Below are 20,474 nucleotides of genomic sequence, written 5' to 3' on the forward strand. Positions count from 1 at the left end.
CGGTCACGAAAAAGAGGCGGGCGTTATGGCCCGCCCCTAAATTCTTCAAGGCTTAGGCTTATGCCGGCAGGTCGCGTTCCAGCGGCTCCAGCGAGCCTTTGCGGTCCGAACCGTCTGCCGATTTTGGCAGTTCGATATCGGCGCAGGTGCCCGCATCGACAAGGGTCCAGGCGTTGCCCTGATAATCTACGGTCGATGTACCGGCGCAGGTGGTGCCGGGGCCCGCGGCGCAATCGTTTTCACCTGCGAGCGATACGCCATAGCACTTTTCCTTGGCTTGCGCGGTCGCGGTGGTGGCCATGCCAGATACTGCTGCTGCAACGGCACTTGCGATAACGAGGGATTTAGCGGTGTTCGACATCTCGGAAATCCTTTTGATGACTGCGTATGTCTGTGTTTGACAATGACAAAGGTAGTGGCTTTGACGGCTCAGTTAAATTCACGAGCCCGTGTCTCACAACCCCGTCAGGCAAGGTCATGCCCTCTTGTAGGGTAACACATTGTTTTTGAAATCGAAAATGGAAAATATTTCAATCCGGCCCCGTCTTGGGGCCGGATCGCAGTCAAATTGATGCTGAATGTTACAGCAGATCGGGCGGAGTTGCCGCCTTTGACAGCTCAATTGTTACAGTCTCGAGGGATTGAACCTGAGTTTGTTTTTCACCCAGACGGCGCACGCTGACGGTACGGTCTTCGACTTCGCGATGACCGACGGCCAAAATCACCGGCACTTTACCGACAGAATGTTCGCGGACTTTGTAGTTAATCTTTTCATTACGAATGTCCGCTTCGGCACGCACGCCTGCTGCTTTGAGCGTTTCCACCACTTCGGCGACATAGTCATCAGCCTCGGAGGTGATCGAGGCGACGACAACCTGACGCGGGGCCAACCAGAACGGCAGCTTGCCTGCGTGTTCCTCAATCAGGATGCCGATGAAACGCTCGAACGAACCCAGCGTGGCGCGGTGCAGCATGAAGGGGCGGTGTTTCGCGCCATCTGCGCCGATAAAGCTGGCGTCCAGACGCTCGGGCAGGTTGGGGTCAACCTGCAGAGTTCCGCATTGCCATGTACGGCCAATCGCATCGGTCAGAGTGAATTCCAGCTTGGGTCCGTAGAACGCCCCTTCGCCTTCGAGAACCTCATAGTCGTACCCGGCGGCCTTACAGGCATCCCCAAGGGCCTTTTCAACCAGATCCCAACTTTCATCCGACCCGATCCGCTTTTCGGGGCGGGTGGACAGTTTGATCGTCCAGTCGTGGAAGCCCAGATCGGCATAGACCTTGGACAGGAAGGCGATGAACTTGGCAGTTTCGGATTCAATCTGATCCTCGGCGCAGAAGATGTGGCCATCGTCCTGCGTGAACCCGCGCACCCGCATGATGCCGTGCAAAGCGCCCGAGGGTTCGTAACGCGCGCAAGATCCGAACTCGGCCATACGCAGAGGCAGGTCGCGATAGGACTTCAGGCCCTGATTGAACACCTGCACGTGGCACGGGCAGTTCATGGGTTTCAGCGCGTTGATCGCCTTTTCGCGGGCGTGTTCCTCATCGACTTCAACGATGAACATGTTTTCCTGGTATTTGTCCCAGTGACCCGACGCCTCCCACAGTTTGCGGTCGACAACTTGCGGAGTGTTCACCTCAACATAGCCGTCGCGTTCCTGCATCCGGCGCATGTAGTCCTGCAGGGTGGTATAGATTTTCCATCCGTTCGGATGCCAGAAGATTTGCCCCGGAGCTTCTTCCTGCATGTGGAACAGGTCCATCTCGCGGCCCAGCTTGCGGTGGTCGCGCTTGGCGGCCTCTTCCAGCATGTGCAGGTGCGCCTTCAGCTTTTCCTTGCCGGTGAAGGCCACACCGTAGATACGCTGCAACATGGCGCGGTCGCTGTCGCCGCGCCAGTAGGCCCCGGCGATGGACATCAGCTTGAAAGCGTCGCCAGGCAGCTGGCCGGTGTGCTGCAAGTGCGGACCACGGCACAGGTCCTGCCAGTGGCCGTGCCAATACATGCGCAGAGGCTCATCGCCGGGAATGGCTTCGATCAGCTCTACCTTATACGGCTCATTATTGGCCTTGTAGAATTCGATCGCGCGGTCGCGATCCCAGACCTCGGTGGTGACGGGGTCGCGCTTGTTGATGATCTCTTTCATCTTTTTCTCGATGAGGCCGAGATCTTCGGGGGTGAAGGGTTCCTCGCGGTCAAAGTCATAATACCAGCCGTTGTCGATCACGGGGCCGATAGTGACCTTGGTGGAGGGCCAGATTTCCTGCACGGCGCGGGCCATGACGTGCGCCAGATCGTGGCGGATCAGCTCATTGGCCTGTTCTTCATCCTTCATGGTGTGGATGGCGATTTGCGCGTCGGCTTCGATGGGCCATTGCATGTCCCAGTGCTTGCCATCGACCGTGGCTGAAATCGCTTTTTTCGCCAGCGAAGTCGAAATATCGGCAGCCACCTGCGCAGGTGTAACGCCAGCGTCATAGCTGCGTGCGTTGCCATCGGGAAAGGTGAGTGAGACGGATTTTGAATCCAGGGCCATGTCGGCTCTCCTCGTCGGTTTGGCGCCCACTGAACGCCCGGTTGCGGGTGTCGCAATTTAAGATTTTGAAAACAGTGATTTTTAGGACGATGCGGTGTCACTCGTCACTGTTTTGTGGCTTTTAGCGACGATAAAGCCACGATGCGTCTCATATAGCGATTGTCAGAGGGGTGCAATCACTGTCCTGCACCGTATGGCCCGCCCTCCTGTAAGTCGCCGAACACCCCCCTACACCTTGTGGCGTGCGCCCTCGAAAGCCGCATCGTCCCCGGGAATGCCGTCCTTGAAATTGGGGTACTCCATTCGGTCGCCCAAGTTCATCAGCACCGTCATCAGGTGGTTGCGTGGAGTAAACGCCGGAAGCGAAAGTCGCCGCCTGGTGTTTCGATCACTTCGCCGTCCATACCATAGGCTTCGCCCAAAACTTCCAACCGCTTGCCATCTCTCTTTGATTGGATAGCTCCATCTGAATTGACCGAAGAGCACTTGAAAGCCGAGTTTAGCCTTGTGGATTTTGTCGATAGGTTTGGTTGAAATTCTAAGATTATTCCTCTGCTGGAGCAAATTGATCGCTAGGTGGTCAGCGTAATTGTGCAATTACATCTTCTGCAGCCCTTATCCCCTCTAGGTGTGCGCCGCTGACCGAGCATTGTTGACTAGGATGCGTCGCTTCTCCGGCGAAGTGCACTCGCTCAGCATGAGACTGGCGTAAGATAGCGCGTTGGGTGTAGCCTCCTGGTTTGGCTCCGGCGTACGAACCGCGCACATAAGGTTCATTTCGCCACGCGGTGGCGTGACCCTTGATAAAGGCTTTTCTGACGGTCGTGCCGAAGAAGCCAACGAGTGTTTCCAGAGCGTGTTCTATGGCGCTTTCAGGTCCCGCGTCCTGCAAGTGTCTGGAAAAGCTACCAGAGCTTTCAAAGCTGGTTAGGTCGGTGCTTGAGATATTGCAAAGAAAACCGCCTCCGCGGGCCACCCCGTTGGCGTCGGGTTCTAAGTGGTATGTCAGCCAAGTATCAGGTTGCACGGGCAACGCGCCAGGGCGGAAAAGGAGGCCTGCGTGATTGTAGTCTCCCATGGTGATAAGCTCGAGCGCTGCGCGCCGGTCAGATTCAAGCGGGGGATCAAAGCGAATAATGTCTTCGGCTAGGACACCGACAGAAACTGTGACGACTACACTTCGAGCTTTGATCTTGCCGGTAGCCGTAGTTATTTCCACACCATCCGCGAGAGATTTTATTTCTGTAACTGGGGTGTTCAGTTTGATTGGCAGGCCCCGCGCAGTGCACGCGACAAGGTGTCCGAAGCCATCGCGGCAAAACCAATCGTCGCCCCCCTCCCAGGCACAGATGTCTCTCAGCGATGTATCGGGCAGGTCTCTGCCAATCGACAATGCAAATGCCATGGCCGCAGTAAATGACCAATGCCCTTTGTTCTGCCAAATGTCCGCCAAGGACCGGTCTGTTGGAATTCCCGTGTTAGCTTCGATTTCTGCATCGATGCGCGCCGCCTCGGTTATAGCGGTATGAATTTCATCGACTTCGTCCCAAAGAACGGCATCATCCTCCAAGCCATAGGTCGTCGAGTTGTCCGGAGCCGCATAGAGATCAAGTCCAAGTGCGAGCCCCGGTTCTTTCAGAGCATTTACATGTTCGGTGTGCATCCAGTGCGCACCCACGTCGAAGGGGACACCAAAGGTTTCCGTGTCCGTATGTGTGCGCCCCCCGACACGGTTGGAGGCCTCGACGCAGACTACTGAGAGTCCCGCCGATTTGAGAGCGCGAGTAGCTGCAATTCCTGCTGCTCCGGCGCCAACGACAACGACGTCAAAGTCACAAACGTTCAATGTTTTCGCTCCAAAATTTAGAGTGGTCCAAGAAACAATTTCCGGAGTGGCTTGCACTTTCCTGGCACCGCGAGAATTTACAAGGATCTGAATTGTCCAAGGATTTTGTCACGTGCACTGAAGCAGTCATGTGTCGGTGCTTGGGTTTAGATCGCAAACAAATTCCGGAATTGAAACGCCCTCGTATCTAGCCAGATCGAGCGGGTCTTCCGTGTCAAACTTGCTGCATCTGCGGTATATTTCCAACATCTCGGCGGAAAGCTTGCCGCTCTTATAGAAATACATCGCGGCAGCATATCTTGTGGCGCCAGAATCAGGCGTTCCAACAGTCGTTGTCAGGAACCGCCTTTGAACTTCTACTTCTTCCACTTTGTGGGCGCCTGTAGTCACGATTTCCGCTTAGCCGACAACGTATCATTCATTGAGGCGACTTCATCTTCTTCGGGCGCTACTTCAGAGTTATAGATGGGCAGTATTCTCCTTAGATGGTCGTGATGGGAACGCACGCCATATTCCAGATCGGAGAGATAGAATCCCTCGAAAGCCTCTGAAGCCATTGCTTCGTTGGACCAAATCGTCAGCTGAATATCTTCTTCCACTGTTTCTCGATCGATCCGAGCTGCAAGGTAGCGTGCCGCTCGTTGTTGGCGGTCTTCGTTCTGGTTTCGGTATGTCGCGCTCCGTAAGATGGACTTTTCTGTCGTTACGGGGAATTCTTGGTAAAACAAGGTTGTCTCAGGTGTGACAGCAATTACCGCATTTGGGAAAATACCGTAGTAAAGCCAAGTTTTGTGCAAGTGTTCAGGCAGGTGAGGCTGCGGCTTTGTGAACTTCTTGTAGTTGCGAACGGCCCACCTGCGGCCCTTCGTCGGAGTGAATTTTCCATCGGAGCGTGAGACGCCATCGACATAGGGTTCATCAGAATATGTTGAGCCATATAAATCCTGAAGGGCAGGGTGCGCGAGTGGGACGTGATACCCTTCGTTGTCAACATCTCTGATTGATTTCCAGTTTACCGGAGTTTCTTCCGTCCAGATCCCGTCTGTGGGAACATGATCTGCCATTTTGTATGCAGATATCTCTTGCTCAATCGGGGCCAGTAGTTCAGCCACCGATGGTTGGGGGCCGGGTTTGAATCGAACAAAGACAAAACCTTGCCAGACCTCCATTTCGATTTCTTTCAGACCAAATTGGTGCTTGTCTAGATCGGGGAATGACTCTGGGCGAGCAGCGCCGCGCAGCGTTCCATCAAGATTGTAAACCCAGCCGTGAAACGGGCAGACCAGAGCGTTTTTGCATATTCCTTGATCTTCAGACACAAGCCGTGAGCCGCGGTGACGACAAACGTTCAGAAACGCGCGGATTTCGGACTTGTCGGATTTCAAGATCAGAGCACGTTCGCCGCACATATCGAAACACAGAAAGCTACCGGCTTCCGGGATGTCCGAGACATGGCAGGCTATTTGCCAGTGAGTTTTGAAAAGTTCGCTCTTTTCGAGCTCAAGAAGAGCGGCGCTGTGATAGCACCACCCCGGCAGCCCGCGTCGATCCCAATTGGCAGGAACCTCGGTATTTCTGGATTCGTCACGCATCCGAACAATCCGCATAGTTTTGATTTGGTCAATTTGTGTTTCGGTTGGGTGGGCGAACTCAAGCATGCAGTCTTGAAAAACAGTTGGATTAGCCACCCTACGAGTGACTGTAGGTTTCGCCCAATTTGGGTTGCGCGTCAACTCATACTGACTGAATGATCATTCAGAAACGTATTTTTAATAGCGCTTTTGAGTCTTTTTGAGATTGCGGCTATTGGGATGTCTGCATAAGTTTTGTTCAAGATAAGCGGTTTGCGTGAGTTTGATCAAAATTAGACCAACTAAACTTGACAGCGGAGATTTCATCAGACTACCGTTCTGAATGACCAGTCAGATAAAGTTATCATGGCTGGCGCGGATGGGGTGCAAGATGATCGCGCCTGAAACATGAGGCGCGATCATTCGAAATAGTGTCTAGCAAACAAGGCAATCGAAATTACTGAAGCCACCACTCAGGGAGAGGAAGCGAAGTTATGAACTCAATCAGGAAAGTTGTCGGAACTACGTTTTTAGCAGTAACGGCTACTGCAATTTCGGGATCGGTATATGCGCAAGAGCGCGTGTTGAAGGTTACGAATTGGGGAGAGTACATCGCTGAAGACACAATCGAGAACTTCGAAAAAGAATTCGGTATCAAAGTTATTTACGATCCGTATGACTCTGCCGAAGCAATTGATGCCAAGCTACTGGCTGGAAATAGCGGATATGATGTGGTTAGTCATGCCGGTAGCGATACAGCTCGGCTGATCAAGGCAGGTATTGTTGCCCCGCTCGATATGTCGAAGCTGGACAACATAAAGCACATTGATCCGGCTATTATGGAACAGCTGGCAAGTGAGTGGGATCCAGGCAACCAGCATTTCATTCCGTACATGTGGGGAACGCACGGCGTCACGTACAACGAAGAATTGGTGAAAGAGACTTATCCTGATGCCCCCATTGGCTCGATGGATATGGTGTTCGATCCCGTGCACATGAAAGAGTTGGCCAAGTGTGGCGTTTCATTCCTGGATTCACCGGGCGACATAATACCAATGGCTTTGGCGCATATGGGTTTGGACGCGAACTCCACAAACAAGGAAGACTATGAGAAGGTTGGGGCGATGCTGGCGGAAATTAGGCCGTACATCAAAACCTTCGACAATTATGCGTATCAGAGGATGCCTCAGAAAGAGTTCTGTGTCTCAACCACTTGGGGCCCGGATGGACTACTTGCGATGTCAGGCGCGGCTGAAGCCAACACTGGTGTCGTGCTAGACTTCTTCCTGCCCGAAGGTGATCGCACGGCGCAGTTGTGGATAGATGGTTGGTTGATCCCAGAGGACGCGGCCAACAAAGAAGACGCTCATCTTTTCTTGAATTACATGATGCGACCTGAAGTTGCAGCGAATGATAGCAACTTCACCTGGTATGCGACCGCAAACCTAACGGCCAAGCCGATGGTAGATGAGGCTGTCACCACCAGCCCGGCAGCTTTCCCGACATCAGATCAGGTTGCCAAGATGTACACGACTGCCGTTCTCCCTCCCAAGGTCGAGCGTTTGCAGACACGTACCTGGACTGACTTTAAAGCCGGTAATTAATCCACTCACGCTGGCAAGTGCAGTAGCGAACCCCATTGGATCGCTACTGCACCTTCGAATCCATATTGGCAGACTGCGAGGCCCAAATTGACTGTTTCTGCAACCGTCAGTGCCGCACCTTGGCTCGAGCAAGAAGAGCAACAACCCTTGGTTCAAATCAGAGGTGTAACCAAGAAATACGGTGAAGTGACAGCCGTCGATAACGTCGATCTGGATATCTACAAGGGAGAACTGTTCTGCCTTTTGGGTGGATCAGGGTGCGGAAAGTCGACATTGCTTCGAATGCTTGCGGGATTTGAGGATTTGAACGCGGGCACGATCACCATCGACGGCGTTGATATGGCCGATGTGCCGGCCTACGAACGTCCGACGAACATGATGTTCCAAAGCTATGCGTTGTTTCCGCATATGACCGTAGAAAAGAATGTGGCTTTCGGGTTGGAGCAAGACCACGTCCCGAAGTTCGACATAGCGGACAGGGTTCACGAGATTCTCAAGCTCGTTGAACTGGAAGATTTCAAAAAGAGAAAACCGAAGCAATTGTCTGGTGGACAACGGCAGCGCGTCGCGCTGGCGCGGGCTCTTGTCAAACGGCCCAAGCTTCTTCTCCTGGACGAACCCCTGGCCGCGCTTGACAAGAAGCTGCGCAAGCAAACACAGTTTGAACTTGCCAACATTCAGGACAAAGTCGGTGTCACGTTTATTGTTGTGACCCACGATCAGGAAGAAGCGATGACCTTGTCGTCGCGAATGGCAGTAATGGACGCTGGTCGCTTCAAGCAGATTGGCACACCGACAGAGATCTATGAGTTCCCTGAGTCCCGCTTTGTCGCTGACTTTATTGGGTCAGCAAACATTTTCGAGGGTAGGGTCATCGAGGATGGCGCGGATCACGTTCGGGTCGAGACCGAGTTCTGCGAAGTATTCATTGATCATGGTCATTCGGTAAAGGAAGGCAGCAAAATTTGGGTCGCTTTGAGGCCCGAGAAAATTCGCCTCGATAAAGCGGATGCGGCCACTGAGGGCGCTAATCAGACATCGGCTGTCATTGACGACGTGGGGTATTTGGGAGAGACGTCAATTTATAAGGTAAGGCTGCCCAATGGCGAAGTCTTCGACGTTACAATGCCCAACCAGTCTCGCCCGACTCATGCCACTACGCGGCTAACTTGGGAGGACAAGGTGAATATCAGCTGGGATCCGTCTAGTGCGATGTTGCTACACTCATGACGGATTTTACGGACGATATGTCTGAACCGCTTCAGGGTGAACGACAATCAATGCTCCGTCTGGTAATGCGGCGCATACAAAGCAAATGGCGTCAGATCGTTACCGTCATACCGTTCTTCTGGCTGCTGGTTTTCTTTCTGGCGCCGTTCTTTATCGTTGCGAAAATAAGTTTGGCCGAACTTGCTATCGCCAGCCCTCCATTCACCAGTTTAATTGAGTGGACGGATAGCGGAATAGTTACCATCCGACTGGTGTTTGACAATTTTGTCTACATCTGGGAAGACAGCCTGTACTTTGATACCTACGTCAATTCACTAAAAATTTCAGTGACTTCGACGTTCCTTTGCCTCGTCTTCGGTTACCCCATTGCATATGCAATTGTGCGATCCGGGCCTGTCGCTAAGCCGCTGTTGCTGTTTGCAATTATCCTTCCGTTTTGGACGTCCTTCTTATTGCGGGTCTATTCTTGGATGGGGTTGCTTGCAGATCAAGGCACGATCAACAATCTTCTGATCGCGCTTGGCATAATCGACGAGCCGATCCGCATGTTGTACACGGAATTCGCCGTCTATATCGGCATCGTCTATACCTATATGCCGTTCATGATCCTACCGCTTTACGCGAATATGGAGAAGCTGGACAACAGCCTGAATGAAGCGGCCGCCGACCTTGGATCCAAGCCCACGAATACATTCTTCAAAATTACGCTTCCGTTGACGATGCCCGGAATTGTCGCTGGTTCGCTTTTGGTCTTTATCCCTGCGACCGGCGAATACGTTATCCCCGATCTGCTGGGTGGCGGAAACGTGCAGATGATTGGTCGTGTTCTTTACAACGAGTTCTCTAGAAACAGTGATTGGCCAGTTGCTGCCGCTGTGGCGATTGTTCTTCTGTTCATTCTGGTACTGCCCATCATGGTCTTCCAGCACTACCAAGGCAAAGCGGCGGAGGAGCAATAAATGTACGGTAAACGCTCCCGTTTTTTGACCATCATGCTGACCTTGGGACTGGCGTTTTTTTATATCCCGATGATCTTGTTGGTCATCTATTCTTTCAACTACTCCAAACTGGTACCGGTTTGGGGTGGGTGGTCCTTGCGCTGGTACAAGGAGCTTTTTCAATCTGCCGAAGTCTGGAGTGCTGTTTCGCTCAGTCTTCAGATTGCCGTTGTCAACGCTACTTTTGCCACGGCGCTTGGCACCTTGGCAGGTCTGGCTATGGTGCGCTTTGGACGGTTCAAGGGGCGGACCTTGTTCGGTGGCATGTTGGTTGCTCCTTTGGTTATGCCCGAGGTGATTACCGGATTGTCCTTGCTGGTTTTCTTTATTTCTCTGAACCAACTGATCGGCTGGCCTGCCGAGCGTGGTTTTGCGACGATTACGATCGCGCATATCACTTTTTCCATGGCCTATGTGGCAGTGACAATTCAGGCACGCTTAACCGGTGTGGGGCAAACACTGGAAGAAGCGGCCGCCGATCTTGGCGCAAAACCGTTCAAAGTTTTGACGGCCATCACGATCCCACAGCTGACGCCGGCATTAATTTCAGGATGGTTGCTGGCCTTTACGCTGTCTCTCGATGATTTGGTCATAGCAAGTTTTGTTACTGGTCCGGGCGCAAATACCTTGCCAATTTTGATCTTTTCGCGCATTCGACTGGGCCTCAGGCCGGACATTAACGCGCTAGCGACCATCATGATTCTTGTAATTGCGATTTGTGTTGCTATTGCAGCGATCATTATGTTCCGGCAACAAAGAGCGGATCTGCTGGACAGGCAAATGGCTGAGCGAGAGGAGAGTTAAATTGGAGACGCATGAGCTTCAAAAAAAACGACGTACCGAACCTCCTGAAGTTCGTCGCTTGCAGTTGATCATGGCCGCCATAGACTCGATCTCGAAACGCGGGTTTTCTGACACGACGCTTAAACACGTGACAGAAACAGCCAATCTGTCCCATGGCGTGGTGAATTATCACTTCGACAGCAAGGAAGCACTATATGATGCTGCGCTGGGTTTTCTTGCACAAGAACACTATGAGAATTGGCTAAAGTCTTACGACGCTGCGGAACCTACAGCCGCACATAGGCTGGCGGCTATCATTCGAGCAGATTTTGACAAAAGCATCTGCACTCATAAGCGCTTGGCTGTCTGGTTCGCTTTCTGGGGTCAAGCAAAGTATCGTCCTAATTATTTGAAAATACATAATAAATACGATAACGAAAGATACGAGCGAATTCTGGAGCTGTGTGGTGAGTTGATCGCCGACGGTGGTTACGACGATCTTGATCCAGAAAAAACAGCCCGGGCAGTAGAGGCGATGTCAGATGGGGCTTGGCTCAGCCTGATGTTGTACCCCAAAGTGGCCGATCGTCGGGAATTCAGGGATGTTTGCATGCTTTCGCTGTCGCGGTTTTTCCCAAAACACTTTCCGGTCTAAGGGAAAACAACGAACGGGGGCTTCAGCACCTTATCTTGTGCATTCCGGGGTCATAGAGCGGTTTTAACGAGGCGGTCGCATCGTACTTCTCGTCTGCGATTTCGATCTGCCAATACCCCGATGCGATTAAGTCTGCAGTCAACGGCTCGTCAGCCTCTGCAAAGCCAATACCTACGGCTGCGCCGAGAGTGTGCCCATACCCACCAACTTGAATGTAACCGACTTCCTTGCCGTTTAGATAAATCATCTCGTTGCCGTACATGAGAGGCTCTGGGTCTTTTAGCAGGAACTGCAACATCCGGTTGTTGGGCGTGCCTTTCGCCTTGATCGCGGCCAGTGCGTCCCTACCGATGAAGCCACCGGGCTTGTCCAGTTTGATGGCAAAGCCAAGCCCGGCCTCAATCGGGTTGTCCGTGTTATCCACGTCAATTCCGAAATCACGGTACGCCTTCTCGAGTCGTAGGGAGTTAAGGGTTTGCATCCCGGCATTGCGAACGCCCAGATCTCGACCTGCTTCCATAATCAGATCGTAGGTCTGCACGGCCTGAGTAGCCGGTACGTGAAGTTCCCAGCCGAGTTCTCCAATAAACGTCACGCGATAAGCCATGACTACGGCGTACCCGATGTCGATTTCACGCGCCGTCATGAAGGGAAAACCTTCGTCAGACAAATCAGCTCCGGATATTCTGCTCAATAGCTCACGCGACTTTGGGCCGTGAACGTTGATTTGGCAGCGCGCTGCAGTGATGTCTGTGATAACTACGTTCTCATCGTCCAGAATGTGCCGTCGCATGCGCATTTCTGTATGACCCGCCGAGTTTTCCCCCACGATGACCCAATATTTCTGATCGGATAGTCGGGTAACTGTAAGGTCAGCCTCAAACCCACCTCGTTCATTTACCCAGGCTGTGTAGACGACGCGACCGGGTTCAACATCAACGTCATTGCAAGAAAGGCGAGAGAGAAGGGCGCATGCATCCGGTCCTTCGACGCTGAAACACGCCATTGATGTCATGTCCATTACGACGACATCCTCGCGTGCTGCCCGGTGTTCATCAGCGTGCCATTCAAACCAATTTTGGCGATACCAACTGTATTTCTCGATCTTGGCCTCTTCGGGAGTCGGAGCAAACCAATCAGGTTGCTCCCAACCATTTCCCTCGCCAAAGAAGGCTCCGGCCTCTTTGAGGCGGTCATAAAGCACTGAGCGCTTAACGTTCCTGGCCGTTTTGTAGTTCTCATTGTGGTAGTGCTGGCCAAAGAGCTTTCCAAGCAACTCAGGTGTTCTGTCGCGTCGAAAAGCCGGTGTCGCCATTTCACGGGAGAAGCGATTGACGTTGATGCCGGTGACATCGATTGGCGGCAAGCCGTCCACGATCCAATGAGCCAGCACCATTCCTGTGCCTGCACCGTTCAGAATGCCAAGTGAGTTCATCCCACAGGCAACCCAAAGATTGCGAAGTTCAGGCGTCGGGCCAACAAGCGGCGCAAGATCAGGCGTAAAGCTTTCTGGTCCGCAGAATAGTTTTTTTACGCCGTAGTTCATGGCGTCAGGCACGCGTGAATAGGCTTTCTCTAGATCGGGCCCAACACGTTCCCAATCTGGCTCGATCTCTCCAAATTGCCATTCATCCGGGATACCATCGACTTTCCAAGCCGCAGCGCCGGGTTCAAAAAGCCCCAACATCATCCCGCCGACTTCTTCACGGTAATACGTGTATGTGGAAGGGTCTTCGAGAACAGGTAGGTCGCGTGGCAGTCCTGGGATGCTATCTGTGATCAGATAGTAATGTTCAGCCGCCTGGAGGGGCAGGTTTACACCGTGTCTGGCGCCCAGCTGGCGAGACCACATACCACCACAGATCACGACGTTTTCGGCTGTTATGGTGTGACCACTTGCGGTGCGGACCCCTGTCGCGGTGCCGTTTCTGGCCAAAATCTCTTCGACCCGCACACCTTCGTAGAAACGTGCGCCTCTGTTTTTGGCTCCCTTGGTCAAAGACATGGTCACGTCCACAGGGTTAGCCCGCCCGTCCTCCGGAATCAGGAATGCTCCGACGACGTCTGACAGGTCCCCAATAGGGAACATATCCTGCGCTTCTTTTACTGAGACTTCGTGGTTGTTTATTCCAAAACGCCGCATGAAGGCTGCGACGCGCCGCATCTCATGCAGGCGTTCTTCGTTGGTTGCGATCTGCAGATACCCAACGTCGCGGAAGCCTGTGGAAATACCGGTTTCCTTCTCTAGGTTTGCATAAAGGTCTCGACCGTGCGTGTAGATGGCGCACTCAGCTTCCGACTTGAGAAGGCCGGCTACAATCAGGCCTGCTGCGTGCCAAGTGGTTCCTGATGTCAGTTGCCCCTGTTCCAATACCACAACATCGGTATGGCCGAGCCTAGTCAGGTGGTACGCTGTGTTCGCGCCGATAGACCCTCCACCAATAATCACGGTTTGAACATGCGTCGGTAGAGTGTCAGTCATTGCGACAGAATCCTTTTCTGGCGTTCCTTCCTCCGGATATCAGTCAATTTGTTCTATGTCTACTGACTGAATGATCATTCAGTAACGGTCAATTACCTGGTCTGAGATTTTTGTAATAAAGCTTGTCTGCGCAGGGAGAAAAGGCTTCACTACAGTGATTGACTGACAATCAAATGCGGGGAAATCCTATGTCAGACGAAGTCCTATATGACCGACAGGTTATTGCCTTTTTGGAAGAGCTTTGGGGCGAGGGTTTTCTTTCGCCTGGGGGTCCTGAAGAAGTCGCTCGAGTTGTTGAGGGGATTGGTCTGAAAGACAAGCATATCCTTGACATTGGCTGTGGATCTGGGGCCATCGCGGTGTTGATGGCAAAGGAGTTTGGTGCCGCTAGGGTAACGGGAATTGATGTAGAGGCTCCAGTTTGCGCGGCTGCGAGAGAGCGAGTTGGGCAGGTGGGGCTGGAAGGAAAGGTCGAAATCCTAGAAGTCACCCCGGGGCCAATGCCCTTCGAAGACGGTACTTTTGATGTTGTGTTTTCGAAAGATTCGATCATCCACATCCCTGACAAGGTGGCGATGGCTGCGGAGGCCCACCGTGTACTGAAACCAGGCGGTCATTTTGCTGCTTCTGACTGGCTGACCAATCACGACGGGAAAATGTCACCGGAAATGGCGCACTACGTAAAGATGGAAGCCCTGGAGTTTCAGATGGCGTCGCCCTCTAAGTATCGCGCGGCTATGGAGTTAGCTGGCTTTGAAGACGTTGAGTTAGTCAATCGCAACCCTTGGTATGCACAGGTTTCTGCTGCGGAGCTTGAAGATCTGACTGGGCCAAACCGAGTTGACTGGGAAGCCCGGCATGGTGCGGAATTTATCGAACATCAGATCGAGATCTGGGACGCTATGCAGCCCGTGTTGAAAACCGGAGAGCACTGCCCACATCACATCCGGGGCCGCAAACCAGCCTAAACTGACTGGTGCCTTGTCGCCGCGTGATGACTGTTATGCGTCGTAGTCCTTGCTAACTTGCACCATACCAGCCTCCATGATGTCGAACATTTCGTCTATCTGCGACGGAGTTATGATCAGAGGGGGCGAGAACACAGCCATGTTTCCAAATGGGCGCAAGAGCAGTCCCATCTCCTCGCAGGCATCGTCTAGTTTCTGCCCAAACTTAACATGCGCTTCGTAGCTCTCGACCTTCAGGCCGGGGCGACATTCTATGCATCCCAGCAGTCCGTCACCGCGCACATCCCCAACGATTGGAAACTTCTCCTTGATTTGATGTAGGCGCTTTTGGAAATGAGGTGTAACACGTTGAACGTGTCCCAGAATATCCTCGCTCTCCATGATTTCGATGTTTTTGATTGCAGCCGCGCAGCTAACAGGGTGCCCGGAGTATGTGTAGCCGTTGTAGAAAACATCGTCGCCCGGTGCTTCGGCAATTCGTTTCATTACAGCGTCTGAGATGATACAGGCACCCAGGGGCAGATAGCCCGAGGTTAAACCCTTTGCGCAGGTAATAATGTCGGGGACGATGCCAAAGACGTCTTCTGAAGCGAACCAGTGTCCCAACCTACCAAAGCCAGTAACGACTTCATCCGAAATGTACAAAATGTCATTTGCCCGGCAAATTTCGAGCGTGCGCTTGTGATAACCCGGAGGTGGGACGATCACACCACCCGAACACAGGATCGGTTCCGCGATAAAGGCGGCAATACGTTCGGCGCCAACGTCCTCAATCAGGTTCTCAAGGTCGGCGACTTTGGCGTCGCACCAAGCATCAACACTCATGCCTTCTGGCCGGCGGTAGGGATTTACGTCGGGCAGAAAACGCACCAGATCCTGAGCTTTCTCAAAGCTTGTTTCGAAACGTTCTTTCCCGGTGACAGTGGCGGCGAGAAACGTCGATCCGTGATAGCCTTTTTCCCGACCGATCACGATCCTCTTCTCAGGTCGACCAAGCCGTTTGTTCATGAACAGTGCGGTCCGCAGGGCGGTATCAACAGCCGTAGACCCACCGGTCGTGAAGTGCACAGTGTTCAGATCGCCGGGCGTGCGTTCTGCGATCATGCGCGCCAAAACGGCCGCGGGTTCAGTCGTAAACGACCACGGCGATGCGTAAGGCATCTTCATTACCTGCTGGGAAATGGTATCGGCCATCTCTTGACGCCCGTATCCGATCTGTGTGCACCACATACCGCCGGGGCCATCAATATATCGCTTCCCGGCAGCATCCCAAAGGTAGATACCATCCGCTGTATTTACTCGCATGTACTCGTCGGATCCAAAGCCCTCGGTTCCGGCCCAAGGATGTAGGTGATGGTCGCGATCCCAAGCAACAAGGTCGCCGTCGGTTGGTGTATTACCTAGGGTGTTCACGTCTGCTTCTCCTTTAGGTGCGGGCCGGTGGCGTGGCACGTGCGCGGGGCGGTGCGAAAAAGGCTTTGTTGACAGGTGTAAGGCGCGCCATCCTAGTGTCCCATTTGCCTTCTTGCAGAGTGTAAATCTCGGCCTTTAAGCCGGATGACCGGCTAGCATCTGGCATGCGGACATGGGCCAGCGCTATGTTGCGTTTGGCGGTCGGCGACCATATCCCAGATGTTATGTGCCCAACCTCTTTTCTGCGTCGGTTGTAGATCAATGACCCTTCTGAGGGTTTGAATCCTTCTACATCGAAACGCATGAGGAGGCTTCTTGGAGTTTCCCGCTTGGACAGCAGCTCTCGTCGGCCATTAAAATGACCTTTGTTGAAGTCGACAAGCCGGCCTAGACCAAGTTCAAAGGGTGTTTGGCCTCGGTGCAACCGTTCGGTTGCGTGAACTGGTTGAAAGTCCACGCCTGCGGTCAGAAACCCCGCTTCGATGCGGGCCAAATTTACGGCTTCGTAGCCAATCGCACGCAATCCCTGATGTGCGCCACCTGTCCAAAGGCGGTCCCAAAGCGCTTCTGCCTTGTCCCAATCGCACCAGAGCTCATAGCCTAAATCACCGGTAAAGCCCGTCCGCGAGATCATCAGATCATGGTGAATTTGAGAAAGATCGAACGGCTTCAGCTTGCTGACATCTAAACCAGCGGCTTCCAAAACCGCGTAAGAGGTCGGCCCCTGCAACGAAAGTCCAGCAACACAGTGAGTTTCGTCGACGACGGAAACATCAAACCCCCACGCAGCATCTAGCAACCATGTCAGCATTTGTTCCTGACAGCAAAGGCGCCAATCATTGTCGCCAAGGTGAAAAAGGGTCCCGTCATCGATGACCATACCCTCTTCATCGCACCAGATCGCGTACCCCACGCGACCAACACCGATTTTTCGAACGTCCCGTGTCATTAGGCGATTGAGCATCGCGGTCGTGTTTGGCCCGGTCAATCGGTACTTGTGCATTGGTGAGATGTCGAACAAGGATGCCTGATTGCGCAGCGCGAAGTACTCGAACTCGACACTGTCCAGAACACCCGGGGCGGAATAGCCCGCCCAATCGTACCAATTTTGCGCGCGATTTTGCTCTTCAAGTTTTTTGTGAAACGGTCCGGGGATCAAACCTAGTTTCGGATCGGTGAAGATGCTCATGGCTGAGCCTCCAGCGCTGCCAGCGCCGCATTGCGACCAGCAAGGCCCATGACATCACCACCAGGGTGTGTTGCTGCACCGCATTGGAACAGCCCTTTTGGCCCCATTGAGTATCTGGCCATCCCGTTTGCGGGCCGAAGTGTCAGCAGTTGGTCCAAAGCCATTTCCGCATGGTGCCAGTGCCCCCCTGGCGCTCCGGTTGCGCTTTCGATTTGATCCTGTGTTATGACCTGTTTGCCTGAGATATGATCCCCCAAGCCGGGCAGGGAACGGCTTAGAGTTTCAACCGTAGTTTGCGCCAGCTTCTCCTTGGCGCTCTCGGTCCAGCCGCCTTCAAGGTCAGATGGCGCGTACTGAACTATGGTTGACAGCCAGCTTGCCCCGTCGGCCGTCTGCACTTTGAAGGCTTCAATCACGGGTGCTTTGGACATTTGGCGATACTTGGCCGGATTGAATGCCGCTTCGACGTACTCCACAGAAGGGGCAAAGATCAGACGTTCGTTTGCTAACTGCTCAGGCAGGCCGGGCAGTGGGGAGTTATCCTTGAGCCGTAGGTTTACCTTAGCCGCTGTTCCACACGCCCGTATATTTCGAACTCGCCGGATCGTTTCGATGTCAAAGACAGAGGGTCCGGTCATTTGACTTGTTATTTTTGGGGCTAGGTTGCTGAGCACAATGGGTGCGGTGATGGTTCGCCCATCGGTGGTTTCCACTCCGGAGACCGTATCGTTGTCCAACAGAATGCGTGATGCCTCAGTTTTTGGCATCAGCACGCAACCCGCCTTTTGCGCAGCTTCCACCATCAAATCAGTCAGCGCAGACATCCCGCCTGCTGGTTGAGTTATGATACCGCCGTGACCCAGCCGATAGATCAGATTGAACACAGTGCCCGGAGATCTTGGACCGGTGGCTGATCCCCAGATTGCGTCAGCAGCAAGCAATCCAGCCACCGGTCCTTCCGGCAGGTCATCTAGGATAATGTCGTGGACATTTGACAAGACGACTTGCAAGAAACGCCGCATTTCAGATTTGCCTAGCTTTTTCAGGCCGATGCCCAATTTTGCCAGGCGCAAGAACTCGTTCAGCCCGCCCCGTGAAAGGACCGTTTTTTGGCCGCCGGGTGCTGGGGCCTCGGCGAGTTGGCGCAATAGGCTTCCATATGTAATCAACCTCTGTGTCAGATCAGACCAGGCACTGGATTCCGGGTGTTTTGTCCCGTCGCTCCAATAGACGCCGTCGTTCTTGAAGACGATGTGCCGCCCATCCTCAGACAGAGAGACTGTGGAGACGGGTTTGCCGGATAGAACAGGGTGTTGAGGATCTATCCCGATGTCACTCAAGGCCCTCGGGCTTAAATTATAAAGCGAATGGGCGAGCGTAGGGCCGCCATCCACAGAATAAGACGCCATGCCGCCGAACCTGGTGGATTTCTCTATGATACAGACATTCTTACCGCGTCGACCAAGTAGTGTTCCGGCAATCAGGCCATTTACACCCCCGCCAATGACAATCGCATCAAATTGGCTCATGCGGCATACCCCTTCATTCGGCCATGCCGTGTTTCGTTTCTAAGGATTGCGCGTGCTGCGTTTGCACCGGGGGCCCCCATAACCCCTCCGCCGGGATGGGCGGACGACCCGCACAGATAAAGTCCTTTGATTGGCAGACTATACTGAGACCAACCCGGAACTGGCCGGTTGAAGAACAACTGGTCAAACGTTAGTTCACCTTGGAAAATATTGCCCTCTGTCAGGCCGACCTCGCGCTCGATTTCCAACGGTGAACGAACTTCCATGTGAACAACGCGTTCGCGAATGTCAGGGCACGCCACAGACATCTGGTCGAGTACAGTTTCCGCCATCGCAGTACGCTGTTTTTCGTTCCAATTCTCTGCTGATCTAACGCCGTCTACTTCCAGATCATACGGGGCATATTGGACGAAAACCGTCATCATATGTGCCCCCGTCGGCGCCATAGTTGGATCAATCTGGCTAGGGATTAGCATGTCGATATAGGGCTTTTCCGACCAGCGCCCAACTTTCCAATCGTCATAGGCCTTTTCAAGTTCAAAGAGGCTTTGCGACACATGCAAGTCGCCCCTCAGGAAGCTGGTGTGCTCGGGTGCGGCAGGGAAATTTGGAAAGCGATCAAGTGCTATGTTGAGCTTGGCTGAAGAGCCGCGAATTTTAAAGTTCCGCACCGCCTTGGTGAAGTCATCCGGCAACTCGGCCGCGTCAATATGGTGCAGAACAGTGCGTTTGATATCCATATTGGAGGCAACGACAGGAGCGTAGAAAACCTTGCCGTCCTCAAGAGCCACGCCTTCAACGCGCCCATCTTTGCTGAGGATTTTCTCAACCCCTGCACCGGTGTGGATCGTACCCCCGTGATCTTTGAATGATGCAGCAATGGCATTTGAAATTGCGCCCATTCCACCGCGTGCAAAACCCCACGCGCCGATACCGCCATCAATGTCACCCATGTAGTGATGCAGTAGCACATAGGCCGTTCCGGGTGAGTATACCCCTAGGCCGGTACCGATTATGCCAGAGCCAGCTAAGTGGGCCTTGATCAGGTCGTTCTCGAAATGCTCATCCAGAAAGTCACCAATGGACATCGTCCAGAATTTCAGCGTTTCCCCAAGTTCCCGACTGCCCTGCCCATGTGCTTTTTTTACGAGGTAAGCCAGTTCGCCGAGATCACGTGGGTGGAGAGAGGCAGGGTCCGGTGCGTCACGAAGTAGAAAAGGACGGATAAATCGGCATTGCCGCATGATTGCTTGCGAATACCCGCGGTACGCGTCGGCATCTTTTGCAGAATGCCGCGCCATTTCACGCTTAAGAGCGTTGTGATCAGAGTAATAGGCGAAATAATCCGCATCGCGCGTAAAGCTCGCACCGCCTTCATATGGAATAACCTGAAGCCCGTATTTTGGTAACTCGAGGTCCCGAGCAATCTCGCGTCGCAGAAGAGAGCAAACGTACGAGCAATTTGAGTACGTCCAACCCTCGTGCAGCGACCGGCTGACTGCCGCGCCACCAATCCAGTCGTTCTTTTCGACTACCAAAACACGCATGCCAGCGCGCGCCAAATAGGCGGCGGCGGTTAATCCGTTGTGACCAGCGCCAGCCACAATCACATCGTATCTGTTCTCAACCGTCAAATTTTCCCATCCCTTTCTCTTCCGTTTACAGA

At 53.3% G+C, this 20,474-nt stretch carries 15 protein-coding genes; 6 read left to right on the top strand and 9 right to left on the bottom strand.

Features of this window, described 5'->3' with window-relative positions:
• Positions 1 to 58: 58 nt before the first annotated feature.
• The 4 genes from RUESEDTHA_RS09935 to RUESEDTHA_RS09950 all read right to left on the bottom strand — a co-directional run bounded on the left by RUESEDTHA_RS09935 (position 59) and on the right by RUESEDTHA_RS09950 (position 5,978).
• Complete coding sequence (locus RUESEDTHA_RS09935) at positions 59 to 361, bottom strand: DUF2282 domain-containing protein (RefSeq protein ID WP_171122091.1); 303 nt, start codon at positions 359 to 361, stop codon at positions 59 to 61.
• A 220-nt stretch (positions 362 to 581) separates the two neighbouring features.
• Complete coding sequence (gene thrS / locus RUESEDTHA_RS09940) at positions 582 to 2,540, bottom strand: threonine--tRNA ligase (protein WP_180886585.1); 1,959 nt, start codon at positions 2,538 to 2,540, stop codon at positions 582 to 584.
• A gap of 580 nt (positions 2,541 to 3,120) precedes the next feature.
• Entirely contained in the window at positions 3,121 to 4,443 is a 1,323-nt protein-coding gene (locus tag RUESEDTHA_RS09945; RefSeq protein WP_180886586.1) for an NAD(P)/FAD-dependent oxidoreductase, read from the bottom strand.
• A gap of 329 nt (positions 4,444 to 4,772) precedes the next feature.
• Complete coding sequence (locus RUESEDTHA_RS09950; RefSeq protein ID WP_180886587.1) at positions 4,773 to 5,978, bottom strand: aromatic ring-hydroxylating dioxygenase subunit alpha; 1,206 nt, start codon at positions 5,976 to 5,978, stop codon at positions 4,773 to 4,775.
• A 473-nt stretch (positions 5,979 to 6,451) separates the two neighbouring features.
• Here RUESEDTHA_RS09950 and RUESEDTHA_RS09955 point away from each other — a divergent pair, with 473 nt between their 5' ends.
• The 5 genes from RUESEDTHA_RS09955 (at position 6,452) to RUESEDTHA_RS09975 (ending at position 11,227) form a co-directional block, all read left to right on the top strand.
• The gene (locus RUESEDTHA_RS09955) at positions 6,452 to 7,561 is read left to right on the top strand and encodes an extracellular solute-binding protein (RefSeq protein ID WP_180886588.1); all 1,110 of its coding nucleotides are present in this window, start codon (positions 6,452 to 6,454) and stop codon (positions 7,559 to 7,561) included.
• Between the two features lie 87 nt (positions 7,562 to 7,648).
• Complete coding sequence (locus tag RUESEDTHA_RS09960) at positions 7,649 to 8,791, top strand: ABC transporter ATP-binding protein (RefSeq protein ID WP_180886589.1); 1,143 nt, start codon at positions 7,649 to 7,651, stop codon at positions 8,789 to 8,791.
• A gap of 50 nt (positions 8,792 to 8,841) precedes the next feature.
• Positions 8,842 to 9,750, top strand: coding sequence for an ABC transporter permease subunit (locus RUESEDTHA_RS09965; protein WP_180886590.1), 909 nt, complete (start codon positions 8,842 to 8,844; stop codon positions 9,748 to 9,750).
• Entirely contained in the window at positions 9,751 to 10,593 is an 843-nt protein-coding gene (locus tag RUESEDTHA_RS09970) for an ABC transporter permease subunit (protein WP_180886591.1), read from the top strand.
• A gap of 1 nt (position 10,594) precedes the next feature.
• On the top strand, positions 10,595 to 11,227 hold the full coding sequence (locus RUESEDTHA_RS09975) for a TetR/AcrR family transcriptional regulator (protein WP_170699216.1): 633 nt from the start codon (positions 10,595 to 10,597) through the stop codon (positions 11,225 to 11,227).
• A 22-nt stretch (positions 11,228 to 11,249) separates the two neighbouring features.
• On the opposite strand, the gene RUESEDTHA_RS09980 is transcribed toward RUESEDTHA_RS09975, so the two are convergent.
• Positions 11,250 to 13,709 (bottom strand): FAD-dependent oxidoreductase, encoded by a 2,460-nt coding sequence (locus tag RUESEDTHA_RS09980; protein ID WP_180886592.1) that lies wholly within the window; start codon positions 13,707 to 13,709, stop codon positions 11,250 to 11,252.
• Positions 13,710 to 13,897: 188 nt separating this feature from the next.
• On the opposite strand from RUESEDTHA_RS09980, the gene RUESEDTHA_RS09985 reads away from it, so the two are divergent.
• Positions 13,898 to 14,677, top strand: coding sequence for a class I SAM-dependent methyltransferase (locus RUESEDTHA_RS09985; RefSeq protein ID WP_180886593.1), 780 nt, complete (start codon positions 13,898 to 13,900; stop codon positions 14,675 to 14,677).
• 33 nt (positions 14,678 to 14,710) lie between these two features.
• On the opposite strand, the gene RUESEDTHA_RS09990 is transcribed toward RUESEDTHA_RS09985, so the two are convergent.
• From RUESEDTHA_RS09990 to RUESEDTHA_RS10005, 4 genes are read right to left on the bottom strand one after another with little or no spacing between them, the layout of a single operon-like run.
• Positions 14,711 to 16,090, bottom strand: a complete 1,380-nt coding sequence (locus RUESEDTHA_RS09990; RefSeq protein WP_180886594.1) for an aminotransferase — start codon at positions 16,088 to 16,090, stop codon at positions 14,711 to 14,713.
• Positions 16,091 to 16,103: 13 nt separating this feature from the next.
• Entirely contained in the window at positions 16,104 to 17,279 is a 1,176-nt protein-coding gene (locus RUESEDTHA_RS09995) for an aminomethyltransferase family protein (RefSeq protein WP_180886595.1), read from the bottom strand.
• Positions 17,276 to 18,808 carry an NAD(P)/FAD-dependent oxidoreductase gene (locus RUESEDTHA_RS10000; protein ID WP_180886596.1) on the bottom strand — a complete coding sequence of 511 codons (1,533 nt, stop codon included), beginning with the start codon at positions 18,806 to 18,808 and terminating at the stop codon, positions 17,276 to 17,278. The genes RUESEDTHA_RS09995 and RUESEDTHA_RS10000 overlap by 4 nt, the downstream gene beginning before the upstream one ends.
• The gene (locus RUESEDTHA_RS10005; RefSeq protein ID WP_180886597.1) at positions 18,805 to 20,442 is read right to left on the bottom strand and encodes an NAD(P)/FAD-dependent oxidoreductase; all 1,638 of its coding nucleotides are present in this window, start codon (positions 20,440 to 20,442) and stop codon (positions 18,805 to 18,807) included. Before RUESEDTHA_RS10005 ends, RUESEDTHA_RS10000 begins: the two co-directional genes overlap by 4 nt.
• Positions 20,443 to 20,474 lie beyond the last annotated feature (32 nt).

The organism is Ruegeria sp. THAF57 (assembly GCF_903914075.1).
Classification (GTDB): Bacteria; Pseudomonadota; Alphaproteobacteria; order Rhodobacterales; family Rhodobacteraceae; genus Ruegeria.

Excerpts from the sequence above, each read along its gene's own strand:
- RUESEDTHA_RS09995 (WP_180886595.1), bottom strand. The coding sequence starts at position 17,279 with ATGAGCATCTTCACCGATCCGAAACTAGGTTTGATCCCCGGACCGTTT.
- RUESEDTHA_RS09955 (WP_180886588.1), top strand. The coding sequence starts at position 6,452 with ATGAACTCAATCAGGAAAGTTGTCGGAACTACGTTTTTAGCAGTAACG.
- RUESEDTHA_RS09950 (WP_180886587.1), bottom strand. The coding sequence starts at position 5,978 with ATGCGTGACGAATCCAGAAATACCGAGGTTCCTGCCAATTGGGATCGA.
- RUESEDTHA_RS09970 (WP_180886591.1), top strand. The coding sequence starts at position 9,751 with ATGTACGGTAAACGCTCCCGTTTTTTGACCATCATGCTGACCTTGGGA.
- RUESEDTHA_RS09980 (WP_180886592.1), bottom strand. The coding sequence starts at position 13,709 with ATGACTGACACTCTACCGACGCATGTTCAAACCGTGATTATTGGTGGA.
- RUESEDTHA_RS10000 (WP_180886596.1), bottom strand. The coding sequence starts at position 18,808 with ATGAGCCAATTTGATGCGATTGTCATTGGCGGGGGTGTAAATGGCCTG.
- RUESEDTHA_RS09965 (WP_180886590.1), top strand. The coding sequence starts at position 8,842 with ATGCTCCGTCTGGTAATGCGGCGCATACAAAGCAAATGGCGTCAGATC.
- thrS (WP_180886585.1), bottom strand. The coding sequence starts at position 2,540 with ATGGCCCTGGATTCAAAATCCGTCTCACTCACCTTTCCCGATGGCAAC.
- RUESEDTHA_RS09935 (WP_171122091.1), bottom strand. The coding sequence starts at position 361 with ATGTCGAACACCGCTAAATCCCTCGTTATCGCAAGTGCCGTTGCAGCA.
- RUESEDTHA_RS09985 (WP_180886593.1), top strand. The coding sequence starts at position 13,898 with ATGTCAGACGAAGTCCTATATGACCGACAGGTTATTGCCTTTTTGGAA.